Annotated in this window: 13 protein-coding genes; 4 read left to right on the top strand and 9 right to left on the bottom strand. The window is 68.2% G+C overall.

Features of this window, described 5'->3' with window-relative positions:
- Window positions 1-13: 13 nt before the first annotated feature.
- The gene (locus AC4FS1_RS15820; protein ID WP_491156661.1) at window positions 14-1,057 is read right to left on the bottom strand and encodes a tartrate dehydrogenase; all 1,044 of its coding nucleotides are present in this window, start codon (window positions 1,055-1,057) and stop codon (window positions 14-16) included.
- A 100-nt stretch (window positions 1,058-1,157) separates the two neighbouring features.
- On the opposite strand from AC4FS1_RS15820, the gene AC4FS1_RS15815 reads away from it, so the two are divergent.
- Both AC4FS1_RS15815 and AC4FS1_RS15810 read left to right on the top strand, forming a co-directional pair.
- Complete coding sequence (locus tag AC4FS1_RS15815) at window positions 1,158-1,964, top strand: GntR family transcriptional regulator (RefSeq protein WP_491156660.1); 807 nt, start codon at window positions 1,158-1,160, stop codon at window positions 1,962-1,964.
- Window positions 1,961-2,905 carry a carbohydrate kinase family protein gene (locus tag AC4FS1_RS15810; protein ID WP_491156659.1) on the top strand — a complete coding sequence of 315 codons (945 nt, stop codon included), beginning with the start codon at window positions 1,961-1,963 and terminating at the stop codon, window positions 2,903-2,905. Before AC4FS1_RS15815 ends, AC4FS1_RS15810 begins: the two co-directional genes overlap by 4 nt.
- A gap of 25 nt (window positions 2,906-2,930) precedes the next feature.
- Here the strand turns inward: AC4FS1_RS15810 and AC4FS1_RS15805 are convergent, their stop codons facing one another.
- From AC4FS1_RS15805 to AC4FS1_RS15790, 4 genes are read right to left on the bottom strand one after another with little or no spacing between them, the layout of a single operon-like run.
- The gene (locus AC4FS1_RS15805; protein WP_491156658.1) at window positions 2,931-3,806 is read right to left on the bottom strand and encodes a sugar phosphate isomerase/epimerase family protein; all 876 of its coding nucleotides are present in this window, start codon (window positions 3,804-3,806) and stop codon (window positions 2,931-2,933) included.
- Window positions 3,803-4,903: an NAD-dependent epimerase/dehydratase family protein gene (locus tag AC4FS1_RS15800; protein ID WP_491156657.1), complete on the bottom strand. Its 1,101-nt coding sequence runs from the start codon at window positions 4,901-4,903 to the stop codon at window positions 3,803-3,805. The genes AC4FS1_RS15805 and AC4FS1_RS15800 overlap by 4 nt, the downstream gene beginning before the upstream one ends.
- Window positions 4,900-5,868, bottom strand: a complete 969-nt coding sequence (gene iolC, locus AC4FS1_RS15795) for a 5-dehydro-2-deoxygluconokinase (RefSeq protein WP_491156656.1) — start codon at window positions 5,866-5,868, stop codon at window positions 4,900-4,902. The genes AC4FS1_RS15800 and iolC overlap by 4 nt, the downstream gene beginning before the upstream one ends.
- Window positions 5,865-6,716 (bottom strand): hypothetical protein, encoded by an 852-nt coding sequence (locus tag AC4FS1_RS15790; RefSeq protein ID WP_491156655.1) that lies wholly within the window; start codon window positions 6,714-6,716, stop codon window positions 5,865-5,867. Before AC4FS1_RS15790 ends, iolC begins: the two co-directional genes overlap by 4 nt.
- Before the next feature lie 90 nt (window positions 6,717-6,806).
- Between AC4FS1_RS15790 and AC4FS1_RS15785 the strand changes: the two genes are divergently transcribed.
- Window positions 6,807-7,826, top strand: a complete 1,020-nt coding sequence (locus AC4FS1_RS15785) for an alcohol dehydrogenase catalytic domain-containing protein (RefSeq protein ID WP_491156654.1) — start codon at window positions 6,807-6,809, stop codon at window positions 7,824-7,826.
- A 5-nt stretch (window positions 7,827-7,831) separates the two neighbouring features.
- On the top strand, window positions 7,832-8,584 hold the full coding sequence (locus AC4FS1_RS15780; protein ID WP_491156653.1) for an SDR family NAD(P)-dependent oxidoreductase: 753 nt from the start codon (window positions 7,832-7,834) through the stop codon (window positions 8,582-8,584).
- A gap of 6 nt (window positions 8,585-8,590) precedes the next feature.
- Here AC4FS1_RS15780 and AC4FS1_RS15775 read toward each other — a convergent pair whose 3' ends face one another.
- From AC4FS1_RS15775 to AC4FS1_RS15760, 4 genes are read right to left on the bottom strand one after another with little or no spacing between them, the layout of a single operon-like run.
- Complete coding sequence (locus tag AC4FS1_RS15775) at window positions 8,591-10,075, bottom strand: mannitol dehydrogenase family protein (RefSeq protein ID WP_491156652.1); 1,485 nt, start codon at window positions 10,073-10,075, stop codon at window positions 8,591-8,593.
- The gene (locus tag AC4FS1_RS15770; RefSeq protein ID WP_491156651.1) at window positions 10,072-11,034 is read right to left on the bottom strand and encodes a cyclase family protein; all 963 of its coding nucleotides are present in this window, start codon (window positions 11,032-11,034) and stop codon (window positions 10,072-10,074) included. The genes AC4FS1_RS15775 and AC4FS1_RS15770 overlap by 4 nt, the downstream gene beginning before the upstream one ends.
- A gap of 25 nt (window positions 11,035-11,059) precedes the next feature.
- Complete coding sequence (locus tag AC4FS1_RS15765; protein ID WP_491156650.1) at window positions 11,060-12,067, bottom strand: ABC transporter permease; 1,008 nt, start codon at window positions 12,065-12,067, stop codon at window positions 11,060-11,062.
- Window positions 12,064-13,629, bottom strand: coding sequence for a sugar ABC transporter ATP-binding protein (locus tag AC4FS1_RS15760; protein ID WP_491156649.1), 1,566 nt, complete (start codon window positions 13,627-13,629; stop codon window positions 12,064-12,066). The genes AC4FS1_RS15765 and AC4FS1_RS15760 overlap by 4 nt, the downstream gene beginning before the upstream one ends.
- Window positions 13,630-13,648: the final 19 nt, after the last annotated feature.

The raw sequence follows: 13,648 nt of genomic DNA, 5'->3' as shown, positions 1-13,648 counted from the left end.
GGTTGGCCGCACGTCACAACGCGAGCGCGTCGACGATCGCCTGCGAGACCTCCGCGGTGCTCGCGTGGCCGCCGAGATCGGCCGTGCGCACTCCCGCCGCGGTGACCGACCGGAAGGCCGCAGTGAGGTCGGCGGCGGCATCCGCGTGACCCAGGTGCTCGAGCATCATCGCCCCCGTCCAGATGGCGCCGATCGGGTTCGCGATACCGCGCCCCGCAATGTCGGGAGCCGAGCCGTGCACCGGCTCGAACAGCGACGGGAACCGGCGCTCCGGGTTCAGGTTCGCGCTCGGCGCGACGCCGATGGAGCCCGCGATCGCGCCGGCGAGATCAGAAAGTATGTCGCCGAACAGGTTCGAGGCCACGATGACGTCGAACCGACCGGGGTCGAGTACGAGGCGGGCCGCAAGCGCGTCGATGAGCATGCTCTCGAGCCTGACGTCGGGTGTCTCCGCGGCGACCTCAGCCACGACCTCGTCCCAGAACGGCATCGAGTGGGTGATTCCGTTCGACTTGGTGGCAGACGTGAGCCCGCCCCGACGGGCCGCGGCCTGCCCGGTCGCGTAGCGCGCGACCCGCTCGATGCCATGCCGCGTGAAAACGTTGACCTGGATCGCCTCCTCCTCCGGCCGGCCGCGATACGAACGCCCGCCGACCTCGGAGTACTCACCCTCGTTGTTCTCGCGGACGATGAGTACGTCGATGTCGTCGCCGCCGAGGACGGGGCTCGGCACGCCCTCCAGCGCCCTGATCGGGCGCAGGTTGACGTACTGGCGAAATTCTCGGCGGATGGGTATGAGCAGACCCCAGAGGGTCTCGGTGTCCGGTATCGCGGGCAGACCGACCGCGCCCAGGAAGATCGCGTCGTGACCCGACAACTTCTCGATCCCGTCGACCGGCATCATTCGGCCCGTCTGCATGTAGAGATCCGAACCCCAGTCATAGTCGACCCACTCGACCGACGCGTCGTGGCGGGCGAGCGCGGCATCCACGCACGCGATCGCTGCAGGCACGACCTCTTTGCCGATGCCATCACCGGCGATGACTGCGATGCTCATACATACCTCCGGGTCACCGAGCGGGTCGCTGATCGACCGCAGGCTTTACAAGTTGTAAAGTAACACCGATGACGCGACATGCGCGACGCTGGGAGTCCCGATGAATCAGGCAGGTCCGCAGGCACTGCTGCTCGACAGGCTTGCAGCCAACCCGCTCCCCCGCACGCCCGGCATCGCGCTGTACTGGCAGTGCGCCGAACTGCTGAAGCGACTGGTCGAAGAGACCCATTATCCGGCGGCGGTGCCGCTCCCTGCGGAGAACGACCTGGCTCGGGCGCTCGGTGTCAGCCGCCCCACCCTTCGGCAGGCAATGGCTCGTCTCGCCTCGGACGGCATCATCCACTCTCAGCGCGGCGTCGGCGCGTTTGCGCTCCGCACCGGCCTGGTGCGCCCGGTCGGCCTCAGCAGCCTGTACCGCGACCTCGTCGCTTCGGGGCAGACGCCCTCGACCAAGGTGCTCCTCCTCGAAGAGGTGAAGGCACGGGCGGATGTCGCGGCCGAACTGCATGTGCCGCCGGGCGCACCACTGTTGCACGTCGAGCGCGTGCGTTTCGCCGACGGCGTGCCGGTCGTGCTCACCAAGACCTTCCTGGCGCTGCCGGAGGGCGTGACCCTGACCCGTGAGCAGCTCGAGTCCGATGGGCTCTACAACCTGCTGCACCGTGTCGCATCGATCGAGCTGGTCGGCGGGTCGCAGGTCGTGACCGCGAGACATGCGACACCCGAGGAAGCCTCCGCCCTCGAGCTGCCCGCCGACGCCGCTGTGCTGGTCGCGCATCGCGTGGCGTTCGATAGCCGCGGCAACGGCGTCGAGTACGTGCATATCATCTATCCCGAGGGCACCGAGCTCAGCTCCGACCTGCGCGGCACCTCCACGCGCGCCGCCGACCCGGAGTCGCGGCGGTGACCGTGCGCACGCTGTGCTTGGGCAGCCTGGTGCTCGACACCATCGCCGTGGTCGGGCGGCTTCCCGGTGAAGACGAGCGGGTCGAGGCCGAACACGTCGTCCTCGCCGGCGGCGGCAACGCCTCGACGGCCGCCGTCGCCATGGCCCGGCTCGGCGTCGAGGTCGACTTCGCAGGCGTCGTCGGTGCCGACGATATCGGCAGGCTCCTGATCGACGGCCTCGAGGCCGAAGGTGTCGGCACGCGCCACGTGGTGGTCCGCGACGACCTGGAGAGCAGCTCGTCGGTTGTTGTCGTAAGCACCGAGACAGCAACTCGCACGATCATCACGCGCCCCGCCGAGGTGCCTGCCTCCATCCCGGCCGGCTACGACTGGCTGCACGTCGACAAAATCGGCTACCGAACGCTGCGGATGCTGGGCGCGGGCACCGCGCGAGTCTCACTCGACGACGGCAATCCGGTGCCGGATCTCGATCTGCGCCTCATCGACCTCTACGTGCCGACCGCCCAGGTGCTGCGCGAGCGCTACAGGATCGACGATCCGCGAGAGGCCGCCCAGCGCGCCCGCGCCGACGGCGCGCAGACGGTCGTCGCGACGGACGGCAGCCGGGGATCGTTCGCGCTCGACGCCGAGACCACTGCGTACGCGCCCGCTCTGTCGATCGTTCCGCGCAGCAGCCTCGGTGCGGGCGACGTCTTCCACGGAGCGCTGCTCGCCGCGGTCGTACTGGGCAAGAAACTGCCCGATGCCATCCGCTTCGCGAACGTCACCGCGGCGCTGTCGTGCCGCGCGATCGACGGCCGCTCCGGCATCCCGGGCCGGGCCGAAGTCGAGGAGACCATGCGCGAGCTTCCCCGCACCCCCGGCGACGCGGCGGTATTGATCCGCGACCTGCTCGGTCCCACGTCGCCGCCGCAGGCATCCGTGAGTTCTCCCACCTGAAGCCGTTCTGGAAGGCGTGAGTCTCCTAGCGCCTGCCGGCCGCCGCATATGCGCCGGCCAGCAGAGCGTACGCATCCTCGGCTACCCGGGTGTCACGGTCGAGCACGTCGCGCCACACCGCGAGGCCGGTCGCGTGGTCCGGTGCGAGGGCCGAGACGGTGAACGCCTCGAGCCCGTAGCGGCCGTCGTAGCCGACCTCGATCGCCGATGCCGTGAGTTCAGCCAGCGGGATGTGGCCGCGACTGAGTTCCCCGCGGTGGTTCTGCTCGAGCTCGAGATAGCCGAGGTGGGGCAGCGCCTCGGCTATCGCGGCGACCATGTCGTCTTCTTCGATGTTCATGTGGAAGATATCGAGATGGATCCCGAGGAGGTTCGTACCGGACGCCGCGACGAAGTCCATCGCCTGACGCGCGGTGTTCACAAGCGCCGTCTCGTAGCGGTTCACGACCTCGAACAGCAGCCCGACGCCCGAGTCCGCGGCCTCTTCGGCGAGGTCACCGAGCATGCGCGCCGTGCGAGTGAAGACCGAGCGCGGAACAGGGGCTGCGGCCTTGCCCAGCACCCCGTAGAGGATCCCGGTCAGTTTGTCGGACCCCAGTTCTGCAGAGACCTCGATGGCGCGGCGGATCCTGCGCACGCCACGCTCCCGCACCTCGCGATCGTCGCTGGCGATGTCTTCGGTCGCGATCTGGTTGGAGTTGGTCATGACCTGCAGGCCGTGCGACTCGACGAGCTGCCGGACGCCTGCGGGGTCGAAGGTGTGTGGGTCCCGCAGCACCACGACGATTCGGCGGTAGCCGATACGCGCGATGCGCGCGACGATGTCCTCGGCGCGATCGGCCTGCCAACCGGTCATCCAGACTCCTGGATTCACCGCGAGGTCGGGCACGCCTCCGGTCACGGCAGCACCCGCCTACCTCGCAGCGCGCCGAAGAGGTCGCGGAACATGTACTCGGAGTCGACGACCTCGGTGAACCCCGCCTGGCGCAGCTTGATCGTGCTCAGGAACAGCGGGAGCGACCGCGCCTCGTGGACGGAGCCATCCGGGGTGTAGGCCAGCATGTCGTCGGCGAACGCGTGCGAGTAGCCGAGGAGCTGCTCGAGGGTGTTGGGGCGCAGTCCGTGGCGCGCGACCACACGGTCCCACACGTCCGCGTGGCGGGGCAGCCACGCGGCCAGGCTCATCGGCTCGTCAGCGCCCGTCTCGACGCCGAGCATGTCTGCGAAGGCGGGCCAGATGTCGGGCCAGGCGAAAACGTCGCCGTTGGTGATGTTGAACGTCTCGTCGTGAGCGTTCTGCGCCCCCGTCGCCCAGTGCATGGCGTTCGCGATCAACCGCGCATCGACGGCTTCGACCGGATACAGGTGACCACCCGGGAAGGAGAACGGCTCACCCAGCTCCGCTCGGATGGCGGCATACGCACCGAGGACGGGCACCATGTTCATTGCGACCCCGATCTGGTCACCGAAGATGGCCTGCGGGCGCCAGATCGTGAAACCGAACCCGCGCTCGGCGGCGGCGGCGGTGAGCAGATCCTCCTGAAGCCAGTAGAAGTTGGGATGCTCGACCCGGGGCTGAGACTCCTTACCGGGGACCCGCATCCGGCCAACGTGGTAGCCGTACGCCTTTGTGCCCTGAAGCAGCGAGACGTGTTCGACCGGATGGTCGCTGAGCGCCCCCATGACGTGCTCGAACATGCGGCCGTTCGTGATCCGCTGCTCGGGGTCGGTCCAGCCGCTGATGAGCGAAGGCTTCTCGTAGAGGGCGGCGTACGTGACGTGCGTGATGGGCCCGGCCGCGCCGAGGGCGTCGGCGACCGCGCCGGCGTCGGTCAGGTCGACCGCCATATGGCGGAGCCGGTCGTGCGGTGCGTATCCAGGTGTGCGGCGCGAGACCGCCACCACCTCGAACCGCTCATCCTGGAGGAAACGGCGGGCGGCAGCACTGCCGACCGTGCCGCTCGCGCCGAGGACGAGCACACGCAGCCGCTCGCTCACAAGTCGCCTCCGCTCATGACGCCTTCTGCCAGGAACGCGTCGACCTCGGCGCCGGTCGGCATCGCTGTCGAGCATTCATACCGGGTGGCGACGATGGCGCCGGCGGCGTTGGCGAACCGCAGCGTGCGCTCAAGGGACCAACCCTCCACGAGGCCGCGGCAGAGTGCACCGCCGAAGGCGTCTCCCGCACCCAAGCCGTTCACCACGTCGACGGGAATCGGGGCGACCTCGACGCGCTCGTCGGCGGTCTTCGCGAGCACGCCCTTCGAGCCGCGTTTCACGATAGCCAGCTCGACGCCACGCTCGAGCAGCGCGTCCGCCGCCCGCTCTGGGTCGCGCTCCCCGACCGCCATCTCGCACTCGTCGGCGTTGCCGATCGCAATCGTCACGTGTTCGAGTGCGCGGCCGACGGCCGCGGAGGCATGGGCCTGGCCGTCCCAGAACATCGGCCGATAGTCCAGATCGAGCACCGTGTGACGCGCCCGGCCACGCGCCACCCACGCCGCGAGGTGCGCGGCACGGCTGGGTTCGCGAGAGAGCCCCGTCGCGGTCGACCAGTAGACGCGGGCCGACGCGATCTCGTCCAGCGGCAGGTCTTCGACGTCGAGGAACATGTCGGGTGCGGTCGGGTTTCGCCAGATGTACAGCGGCGGATCCTCCGGCGGATACATCTCGCAGAACGTCAGCACCGACGGGATACCTGGCATAGGACGGATGTGCCGGGCGTCAACGCCGAAGCGCGTGAACTCCTCGACGACGTAGCGCCCGAAGGGGTCGTCCCCGGAGCGGGAGAGCATCGTGACACCCAGACCCTGGCGCGCAGCCGCGACCGCGACGTTGGCCGCGCTGCCCCCGATCGACTTGGTGAAGGTGCGCACATCCTCCAGCCGCACGCCCGATTGCGTGGGATAAAGATCGATGCAGACCCGGCCGACGACGACGACATCGGTCGGAGCAGAGGTCACGCGACCTCCGCCGCGGACAGCTCCTGCAGCCGGCGCACCGACTCGGTGCGGAGAAAGGCGGCCGGATCGGGCGATGTCGTGGCATCAGCCCAGATCGCGCGTCCTGCGAGGAAGCCCTGGGCTCCCCCCGCGGTGCAGGCGCGGACGGCATCGGGGAAGCGCGCCGCGGGAACACCGGACGACAGCACTACCCACGGACACTCGAGGCTCTCGGTGATGGCGCGTGCTGTTGCGGTGATGACCTCCGGATCGCCGGCACCGTACGACGGCACTTCCGCCTTGTAGAGGTCGGGCGCGGTCCCAGCCAGGTCGCGGGCGGCAAGGACCAGCGCCTCGTTGAGGGCAGGAGCATCCCAGAAGGCGATGTCCTCAGGTCGCACGACCCCCTCGACGATGCCCGGCACTCCGAGCCGTCGACAGAGGTCCATGAACCGGGCGGATAGGTCTACGGCCTCATCTCGACGGTCGGGAAGCCAGGGGACGAGCATCTTCAGCGCTGCAGCGCCGAACTCCGCCACGACCTCGGGTGTCACGTCTTCGTCGAGCATCGCTACGTTGACCGGCCCGCCGGGCACGGATTGGGACAGGAGATCGGCGGCCAGGATGACGGGGCGCGCTGACAAGGCGGCGGCGGGGCCCCCATACTGCCGATCGACGAGCACAGCACTGGCGTGCGGCACGAGCGTACGCGCGACGAGAACCTTGAACGACACGAGTTCGTCATCCCCGACCGGTGTCGGAGCGTCGGCGGACAACATCTGCCGCAGCGATTCGCGCTGGTCGATAGCCAGCATGGAGAAGCGGCCGCGGCCGTCGCGAAGCTGATCCAGCGGGAGGGAGCGGGTCATTTGGCCTTCGATTCATCCTGAGCACCCACGGTTGGGCTTACAACTTGTCAACGTATCCTATCAAGTGAGCATCTGGTAACGTGGCGATTTATGCGTGCAATCCGTTACCAGGGGGAACACCGCGTCATCGTCGACGACATTCCCATCCCCAACGTCGGCCCGACCGACGTCCTCGTCGCTCCCGAGTTCGTCGGTCTGTGCGGCACTGACGCGCACATCGTAGACGGGGAGTATCACAGCGTGCCCCCCGTCACGCTCGGACACGAGATCGGCGGACGGATCGTCGAGGTCGGCTCCGGCGTCCGTCACCTCAACGTCGGCGATCTGGTGAGTGTCGAGCCGCACTACTACTGCGGCGTCTGCGTGCCGTGCCAGACCGGTCGACCGAACATGTGCCCCGACCGCCGCGCTCCCGGCGTGCACCTCGACGGTGGCATGGCCGAATACCTCGCGGTCGACCAGAGCCTCGCCTACACCGTTCCCGGGACCGACGACGCGCGTCGGGCGGCCCTCACCGAGCCGCTCGCCTGCGCCGTGCACGGTCTCGACCGGCTCGATGCGAAGTCCGGTACCTCGATCGTGATCTTCGGCGTCGGCCCCGTCGGGGCACTGCTGATCATGCTGTCCCGTCGCGCCGGCCTTGGCCCGATCGTGGCCGTGGAAGGCAGGCCTTCGCGGCGCGATCTCGCGCTCCGGGTCGGCGCCGACACCGTGCTCAGCCCCGCCGAGGACGGACTGCGCGAGCGCCTGGTCGAGGCAAGCGGCGGCATCGGCTTCTCCTCAGCGATCGACGCGGTGGGCTCGGTCGCGGTCATGGACGCGGCGATCCCTGCCCTCGCGCGGGGCGGGCAGCTCCTGCTCTTCGGAGTCGCGCACCCCGACGCCCGCGCTAGCGTGTCTCCTCACGACATCTACGCCCGGGAGTTGACCATCCTGGGCACGGCCCTGAACCCCTTCACCCACCGCCGGGCCGCGAATCTCGCCCACCAGCTGCCGCTCGACGAGTTGCGCGTCGGCGACTTCCCCATCGAACGTTTCGACGAGGCATTGGCTGCACAGCGTGAGGGCACGTACGACAAGGTGTTCATCACACCGCAGGCGAGGGGCTGAAACACATGCAGACGTTCCGGCTCGACGGACGCACCGCCCTCGTCACCGGCGGCGCCGGGGGGATTGGGCTCGCGTCGGCACGACTCCTCGCGGATGCCGGCGCCCAGGTGTGGGTCGGCGACCTCGACCCCGACATCGGAGAGTCGGCGGCCGCATCCGTCGGCGGCCGCTTCGTGCACATGGACGTGTCGTCGAGCGAGTCGGTCGACCTGGCCGTCGAGGCCGTGCTGGCGTCAGCCGGTCGGCTCGACGTGGCAGTGAACTGCGCCGGCATCCGCCATCTCGGGTCCCACGCCGAAGACCTCACCGACGAGGAGTGGGCGACCGTCATGGACATCAACGCCACGGGGGTGTTCCGCTCGTGCCGCGCAGAGGGACGAGCCATGCTCGGGGCGGGCTCCGGCACGATCGTCAACATCGCCTCGATGTCGGGGCACATCGTCAACCGACCCCAGCCTCAGGCCAGCTACAACACGTCGAAGTCGGCGGTGATCATGCTGACCAAATCGCTCGCCGTCGAGTGGGCCGCACGCGGTGTTCGGGTCAACAGCATCTCGCCCGGCTACGTCGAGACCGCGCTCACCGCTCGCAGCAGGGCCATGCCCGAGCGCCTCGACGTCTGGCTGCAGGGCACTCCGATGGGCAGGCTCGGACGGCCGGAAGAGATCGCCGGGGCGGTACTGTTCCTGGCGTCCGACGCCGCGTCGTTCATCACCGGTGCCGACCTCTCCATCGACGGCGGCTACACCGCCGTCTGAGGCCGGTCACCCCTCCGCGAGCAGTCTCTCCAGCGCGGTGAGCGCCCCCGCCTCGTGAAGCACCGCGAGCGTCTCGAGGTACGGCTCGCGGAAGGCCGGCTGCTCGACGAGGTCGCCGAACAGGGCGCGGTTCTCGATGAACGCCGTGGGACGTTCGCGCTGCGTGCGCGCGATCGCCTGCAACGATTCTGACAGCCGATCGACGATCACGATGGGCTCCCCGGATTCATCGACTGCCTCCGCGTACCGGGCCCAACTGGCCACCACGGCGGCCGCGTAAGGCACCGGGATGCCGGCATCGAGGTCGTGCCGCACCACGGGGAGGAGCCACTTCGGGATGCGGTCGCTGGACTCGGCACACAGGCGTGCCAAGGTGTCGCGGATCTCCGGGTTGGAGAAGCGCTCGATCAGCTGAGCCTTGTACGCGCTGAGATCGATGCCGGGCACCGGGGCGAGGGAGGGCGTTCCCTCGCGATCCATGTAGCGACGCAGGAGCGTCTCGATCCGCTGATCCGCCAGCGCCTCGTGCGCGTACCGATAGCCGGCCAGGTAGCCGAAGTAGCAGAGGGCCTGGTGACTGGCGTTGAGCAGCCGCAGCTTCATCAGTTCGTAGGGCAGCACGTCCCCCACCAACTGCGCCCCGACGAGCTCCCATTCGGGCCGCCCAGCCGGGAAGTGGTCCTCGACGACCCACTGCGTGAAGGGCTCGCACACCACCGGCCACCGGTCGATCGTGCCGAACCGCTGCTCGAGTTCCGCACGGTCCTCGTCGGCTGTCACCGGTGTGATGCGGTCAACCATCGCGTTCGGAAATGCCACCTCCGTCTCGATCCAATCGGCCAGGACCGGGTCGAGCAGCCGGGCGAACCCCGAGATCGCCTGCCTCGCCACGTCGCCGTTCGATTGGATGTTGTCGCAGGACTGCACCGTGAACGGCGGGACGCCTGCCTCCCGGCGACGGCGCAGCGCGGCCACGATCAAACCGAATGCACTCCGCGGAGCACTGTCACCTTCGAGGTCGGCAGCGATGTCCGGGCTCACGGGGTCGAACGCGCCGGTGGAGGGATCGACGCTGTAACCACCCTCGGTGATAGTGAGCGACACGATGCGCACGGAGGGGTGCGACATGCGTGCGATGACCGCCTCCGGGTCATCCGGCGCGAACATGTAGTCGATGATCGACCCGATCACCCGGGCCTCGCGACTGCCGTCCGCGTGCTTGACCATGACCGTGTAAAGGTAATCCTGCGCTGCCAGCGCCTCGGCCATCCGCTTGTCGTGGGGGAGAACGCCGACGCCGCACAGCGCCCAGTCGCTTGCCAGCCCCAGCGACATCAAATCGTCCAGATAGACCGCTTGATGGGCGCGGTGGAACCCTCCCACGCCGAAGTGCATGATGCCCACCGAGAGCCGGGACCGGTCGTACCTCGGCACCGCGACCCGCGGGTCCAGTTCGGCCAGCGACGCCTGCGAGAGCCCGACCCCAGTCATCGGATGGCGACCGGGTTGACCGGAGCACCGCTGGCGCCGTGTACCTTCAGGGGCGCCGCGGTATAGAGGAAGTCCCACCGGTCGTCTGCCGCGCAGGCGGCAGCGAGTTCGTCCAGCCAGACGATCTCCGTGAAGACGACCCCGAGGTTGCGCATGAGGGCGTTGTGCAGGGGAAGCTCGACACCCGACTCGTGCCAGGTCGTCTCGTTCGCGATGAGGTCGGTCACCAGATTGGGGATCTCCATGCGCTGGAACCACTCCACGAGCTCGGGCGACCAGGTCAGGCCCGGCTCATGCCAATCCGCGTAGAACTCCTCAGGCGTGGTCCGGTAGTAGTGCCCCAGCCACCCGGTGCGGATGACGATGATGTCCCGCGGCTTGATCTCGATGCCTTGCTTGGCGGCGGCGTCCTGGAGGTCGATGTGCGAAAAGCTCTCGCCCCGCTCGAGCGAGTCCTTGCCGTAATAGCGTGCCATGTCGATGAGCACGCCGTGACCGACGACGCCTCGCTGGGCGATGGGCAGTATGGAGGCCTTGCGCAACTCGCCGTTGGTGGTCGAGGCGTCGTACCCGTTCCACAGCTGACCGTCGTACCAAAGGTGGCCCAGGGCGTCGTACTGCGTAGAGCCCTGCAGGAACATTTCGATCTTGTCATCGGCCCAGTGGTGCCCACTGGCGGGCTCTTCCGCGCCGCGCTGGAAGAACCCCTCGTCCGAGACCGAGGTGCGTACCGCGCCCGCGCGGCTCGGGTGCACGGGATCTTCGAACCCCGGCATCCCGATCGGAACCTGAAGGGTGAACGACTCGCCGGAGCGGATGGCCGCCACACCGCGGAGGGCTTCCTGCGGGGTCAAGTAGTTCAGGCTCCCCACCTCATCGTCGGGGCCCCACTTGCCCCAGTTCTTCGGGGCGTCATCGCCGAGCAGTTCCGCGATGGTATTCGGCGTCTCACTGGACATCGTGTCTCCTTCGTCTGCAGACGCGTCAGCCGGCGCGGGTGAGCTTACGGGCGACGGTGCTGAACGACACGGCCGCGATGAGCACCAGGCCCTGGAAAAGGAACTGCGCGAACGCCGGCACGCCGATGATCGCGAGGCCGTTGAAGCCCGTGGCGACGGTGAGGACGCCGACCACGGTTCCGAGGATGTGGAACTGGCCTTCCCGCATGACCGCGGTACCCAGGAAGGCTGCGGCGAAGGCCTGCAGGGTGTAGCCGTCACCGCCCGTTGCCTGCCCGCTGCCGACGACTGACGCGAGCAGGATGCCCGTGACGGAAGCGCAGAGCGAGCAGATCACGAACGCGGCGGTCGTGACGGCGCGCACGGGCACCCCCACCAGACGCGACGCTTCGGCGTTGCCGCCGACGGCCTGAATGTTGCGCCCGAGGACGGTGCGGTTCAGCACGACCCAGAGGATCGCGACGATGATCACCATGTAGTACACGTTCTTGGGAATGCCGAACCAGGTCCCGACGGCGAGCTCGGTGAATTCCGGGACGAATGCGCCGTATGGCTGGGCCGCCCCACCGGAGATCAAGTAATTGACGCCGATGGCGACGCTGCCCACACCCAAGGTCGCGACCAGTGCGTTGACGCCGAGGCGTGTGACCAAGAACGAGTTGAGCAGTCCCACGCAGAGACCGATCGCGAGTGCGACCACGATCGCGACCGGGATCGGGACGCCGCCGATGAGCATAGCGGCCACGGCGATTCCCGAGAGACTTGCCGTGTTGCCGATGCTGAGGTCGAACTGGTTGGACGCCAGGACCAGCGTCAGACCGCAGGCGATGATCGCCGCGAGTGCCGACTGGTTGAGAATCTGGACGATGTTGCCCCAAGTGAGGAAGTACGCCGACTCCAACACCCCGAACACGATGACGAGGAGGGCGAGCACGATGAGGGCTCCGTACTTGCCCATGAAAAGGGTGACGGACTGGCCCGCCGATCGACCCCGTCGGGGGTCGATGGTCGGCGCAGGAGCGATGTCGGTCATGCGGCTTCTTCTTTCGGGTGGTGGTTGTAAATCTCTGAGAGCATCTGCTCATCGGTGACGCCGGGTCCTTGCAGTTCACCGATCGTGCGGCCCTCTGCCATCACCACGACGCGATGGCAGATGGATAGCTCCTCGAGCTCCGAGCTGACGACGACGACCGCGTTCCCTGCGGCCGCGAAGTTCTCTATGGTCTGCCAGATCTGCTGGCGGGCGCCGATGTCTACGCCCCGGGTCGGCTCGTCGAGCAACATGACGCGGGCATCGCGGGCAAGCCAGCGGCCGAAAACGACCTTCTGCTGATTGCCGCCGGAGAGCGTCCCGACCTCTACGTGCGGGTCGCGGGCTTTGATACGCAGCTCACTCATCATGCGCTCGGCGGTTCGCTGGGCCTTGCGGTCACTGACGAACGGCAGCAGCCGGCTGATCGCCGTCGCCCCCCACGACCCCATTTGGATGTTGGCGCGTACCGAGTCCGTCATGATCAGTGCCTGCGATCGACGCTCCTCCGGCACGAGAGCGACGCCATGACGGATGGCCTCGGCGACGCTGCCGGCCCGGTACGGCTTGCCGTCCAGGGTCATCTCGCCGCTGACCGGTCGACGCTCGCCGAATACGAGGCCGAGGGTTTCGGTGCGCCCGGCGCCGACGACACCAGCGATTCCGACGATCTCGCCGGCACGCACGTCGAAGCTCACGTCCCGGACGCGCCCCCCATCAGACAGGTGCTTCGCCTCGAACACGACGGACGCATTCAGCGCGACCTTGGCGACCTCGGCGCGCGGGCCGAGCCCCTCGGCCGTCCCGGTGATCCCGCGGACGAGATCGTCGCGGGTGTACCCGCCCCGTTCGAAGCGCCCGGTGACCCTTCCGTCCTTGAAGACCGTGATTCGGTCGCTGAGATCCTCGATCTCGCCGAGCCTGTGGCTTACGTACGCCACCGTTACGCCGGACGCTGCGAGGTCGCGGATGATGCGGAACAGTCGCTGGCACTCGACGTCTGAGAGCACGGCCGTAGGCTCATCCATCGCGATAAACCGGGCGTCGCGGACGAGTGCACGCCCGATGGCAACGAGCCCGCGCTCGGCCGGGCTGAGCAGACGCGCCGGCTTGCGCAGCGAGAAGTTCATGCCGAGCAGCTCGGCTACCTCGCGGGCCCGCCTGGATGCGGCGCGGCGGTCCAGGAAGCCGAAGCGCCCCGCGTCGCGCAGCCCTAGCGTCATGTTGTCGATTGCCGAGAAGTCGGGAATCAGCGCCAGTTCCTGATGGATGAATGCGAATCCGAGCTCATCCGCGTCGCGAGGCCGATCGATGGCGTGCTCCTTGCCCTGAACAAGGATGCTGCCGCTGCTCGGGGTGATCACCCCGCCGATGACATTGAGGAGAGTGGACTTGCCGGCGCCGTTGGCGCCGACAAGTCCATGGATCTCACCCCTGCGAAACTCGAGGCTGACCCCCGAGAGGGCCGCGACCGCCCCGAAGGACCTGGTGACGTCACGGGCTTCAATGAGCGGCGCGTCGCTGACGCTGGCCTCGGTGCGGCGTGCGGGTTCGCTGTTATTCACAGTTGAACGTCCCTCTCGG

It is taken from the genome of Microbacterium sp. Z12_35 (assembly GCF_058310475.1).
Note: the sequence above shows the minus strand (reverse complement) of the source record. Positions and strands in the feature narration are given on the sequence as shown.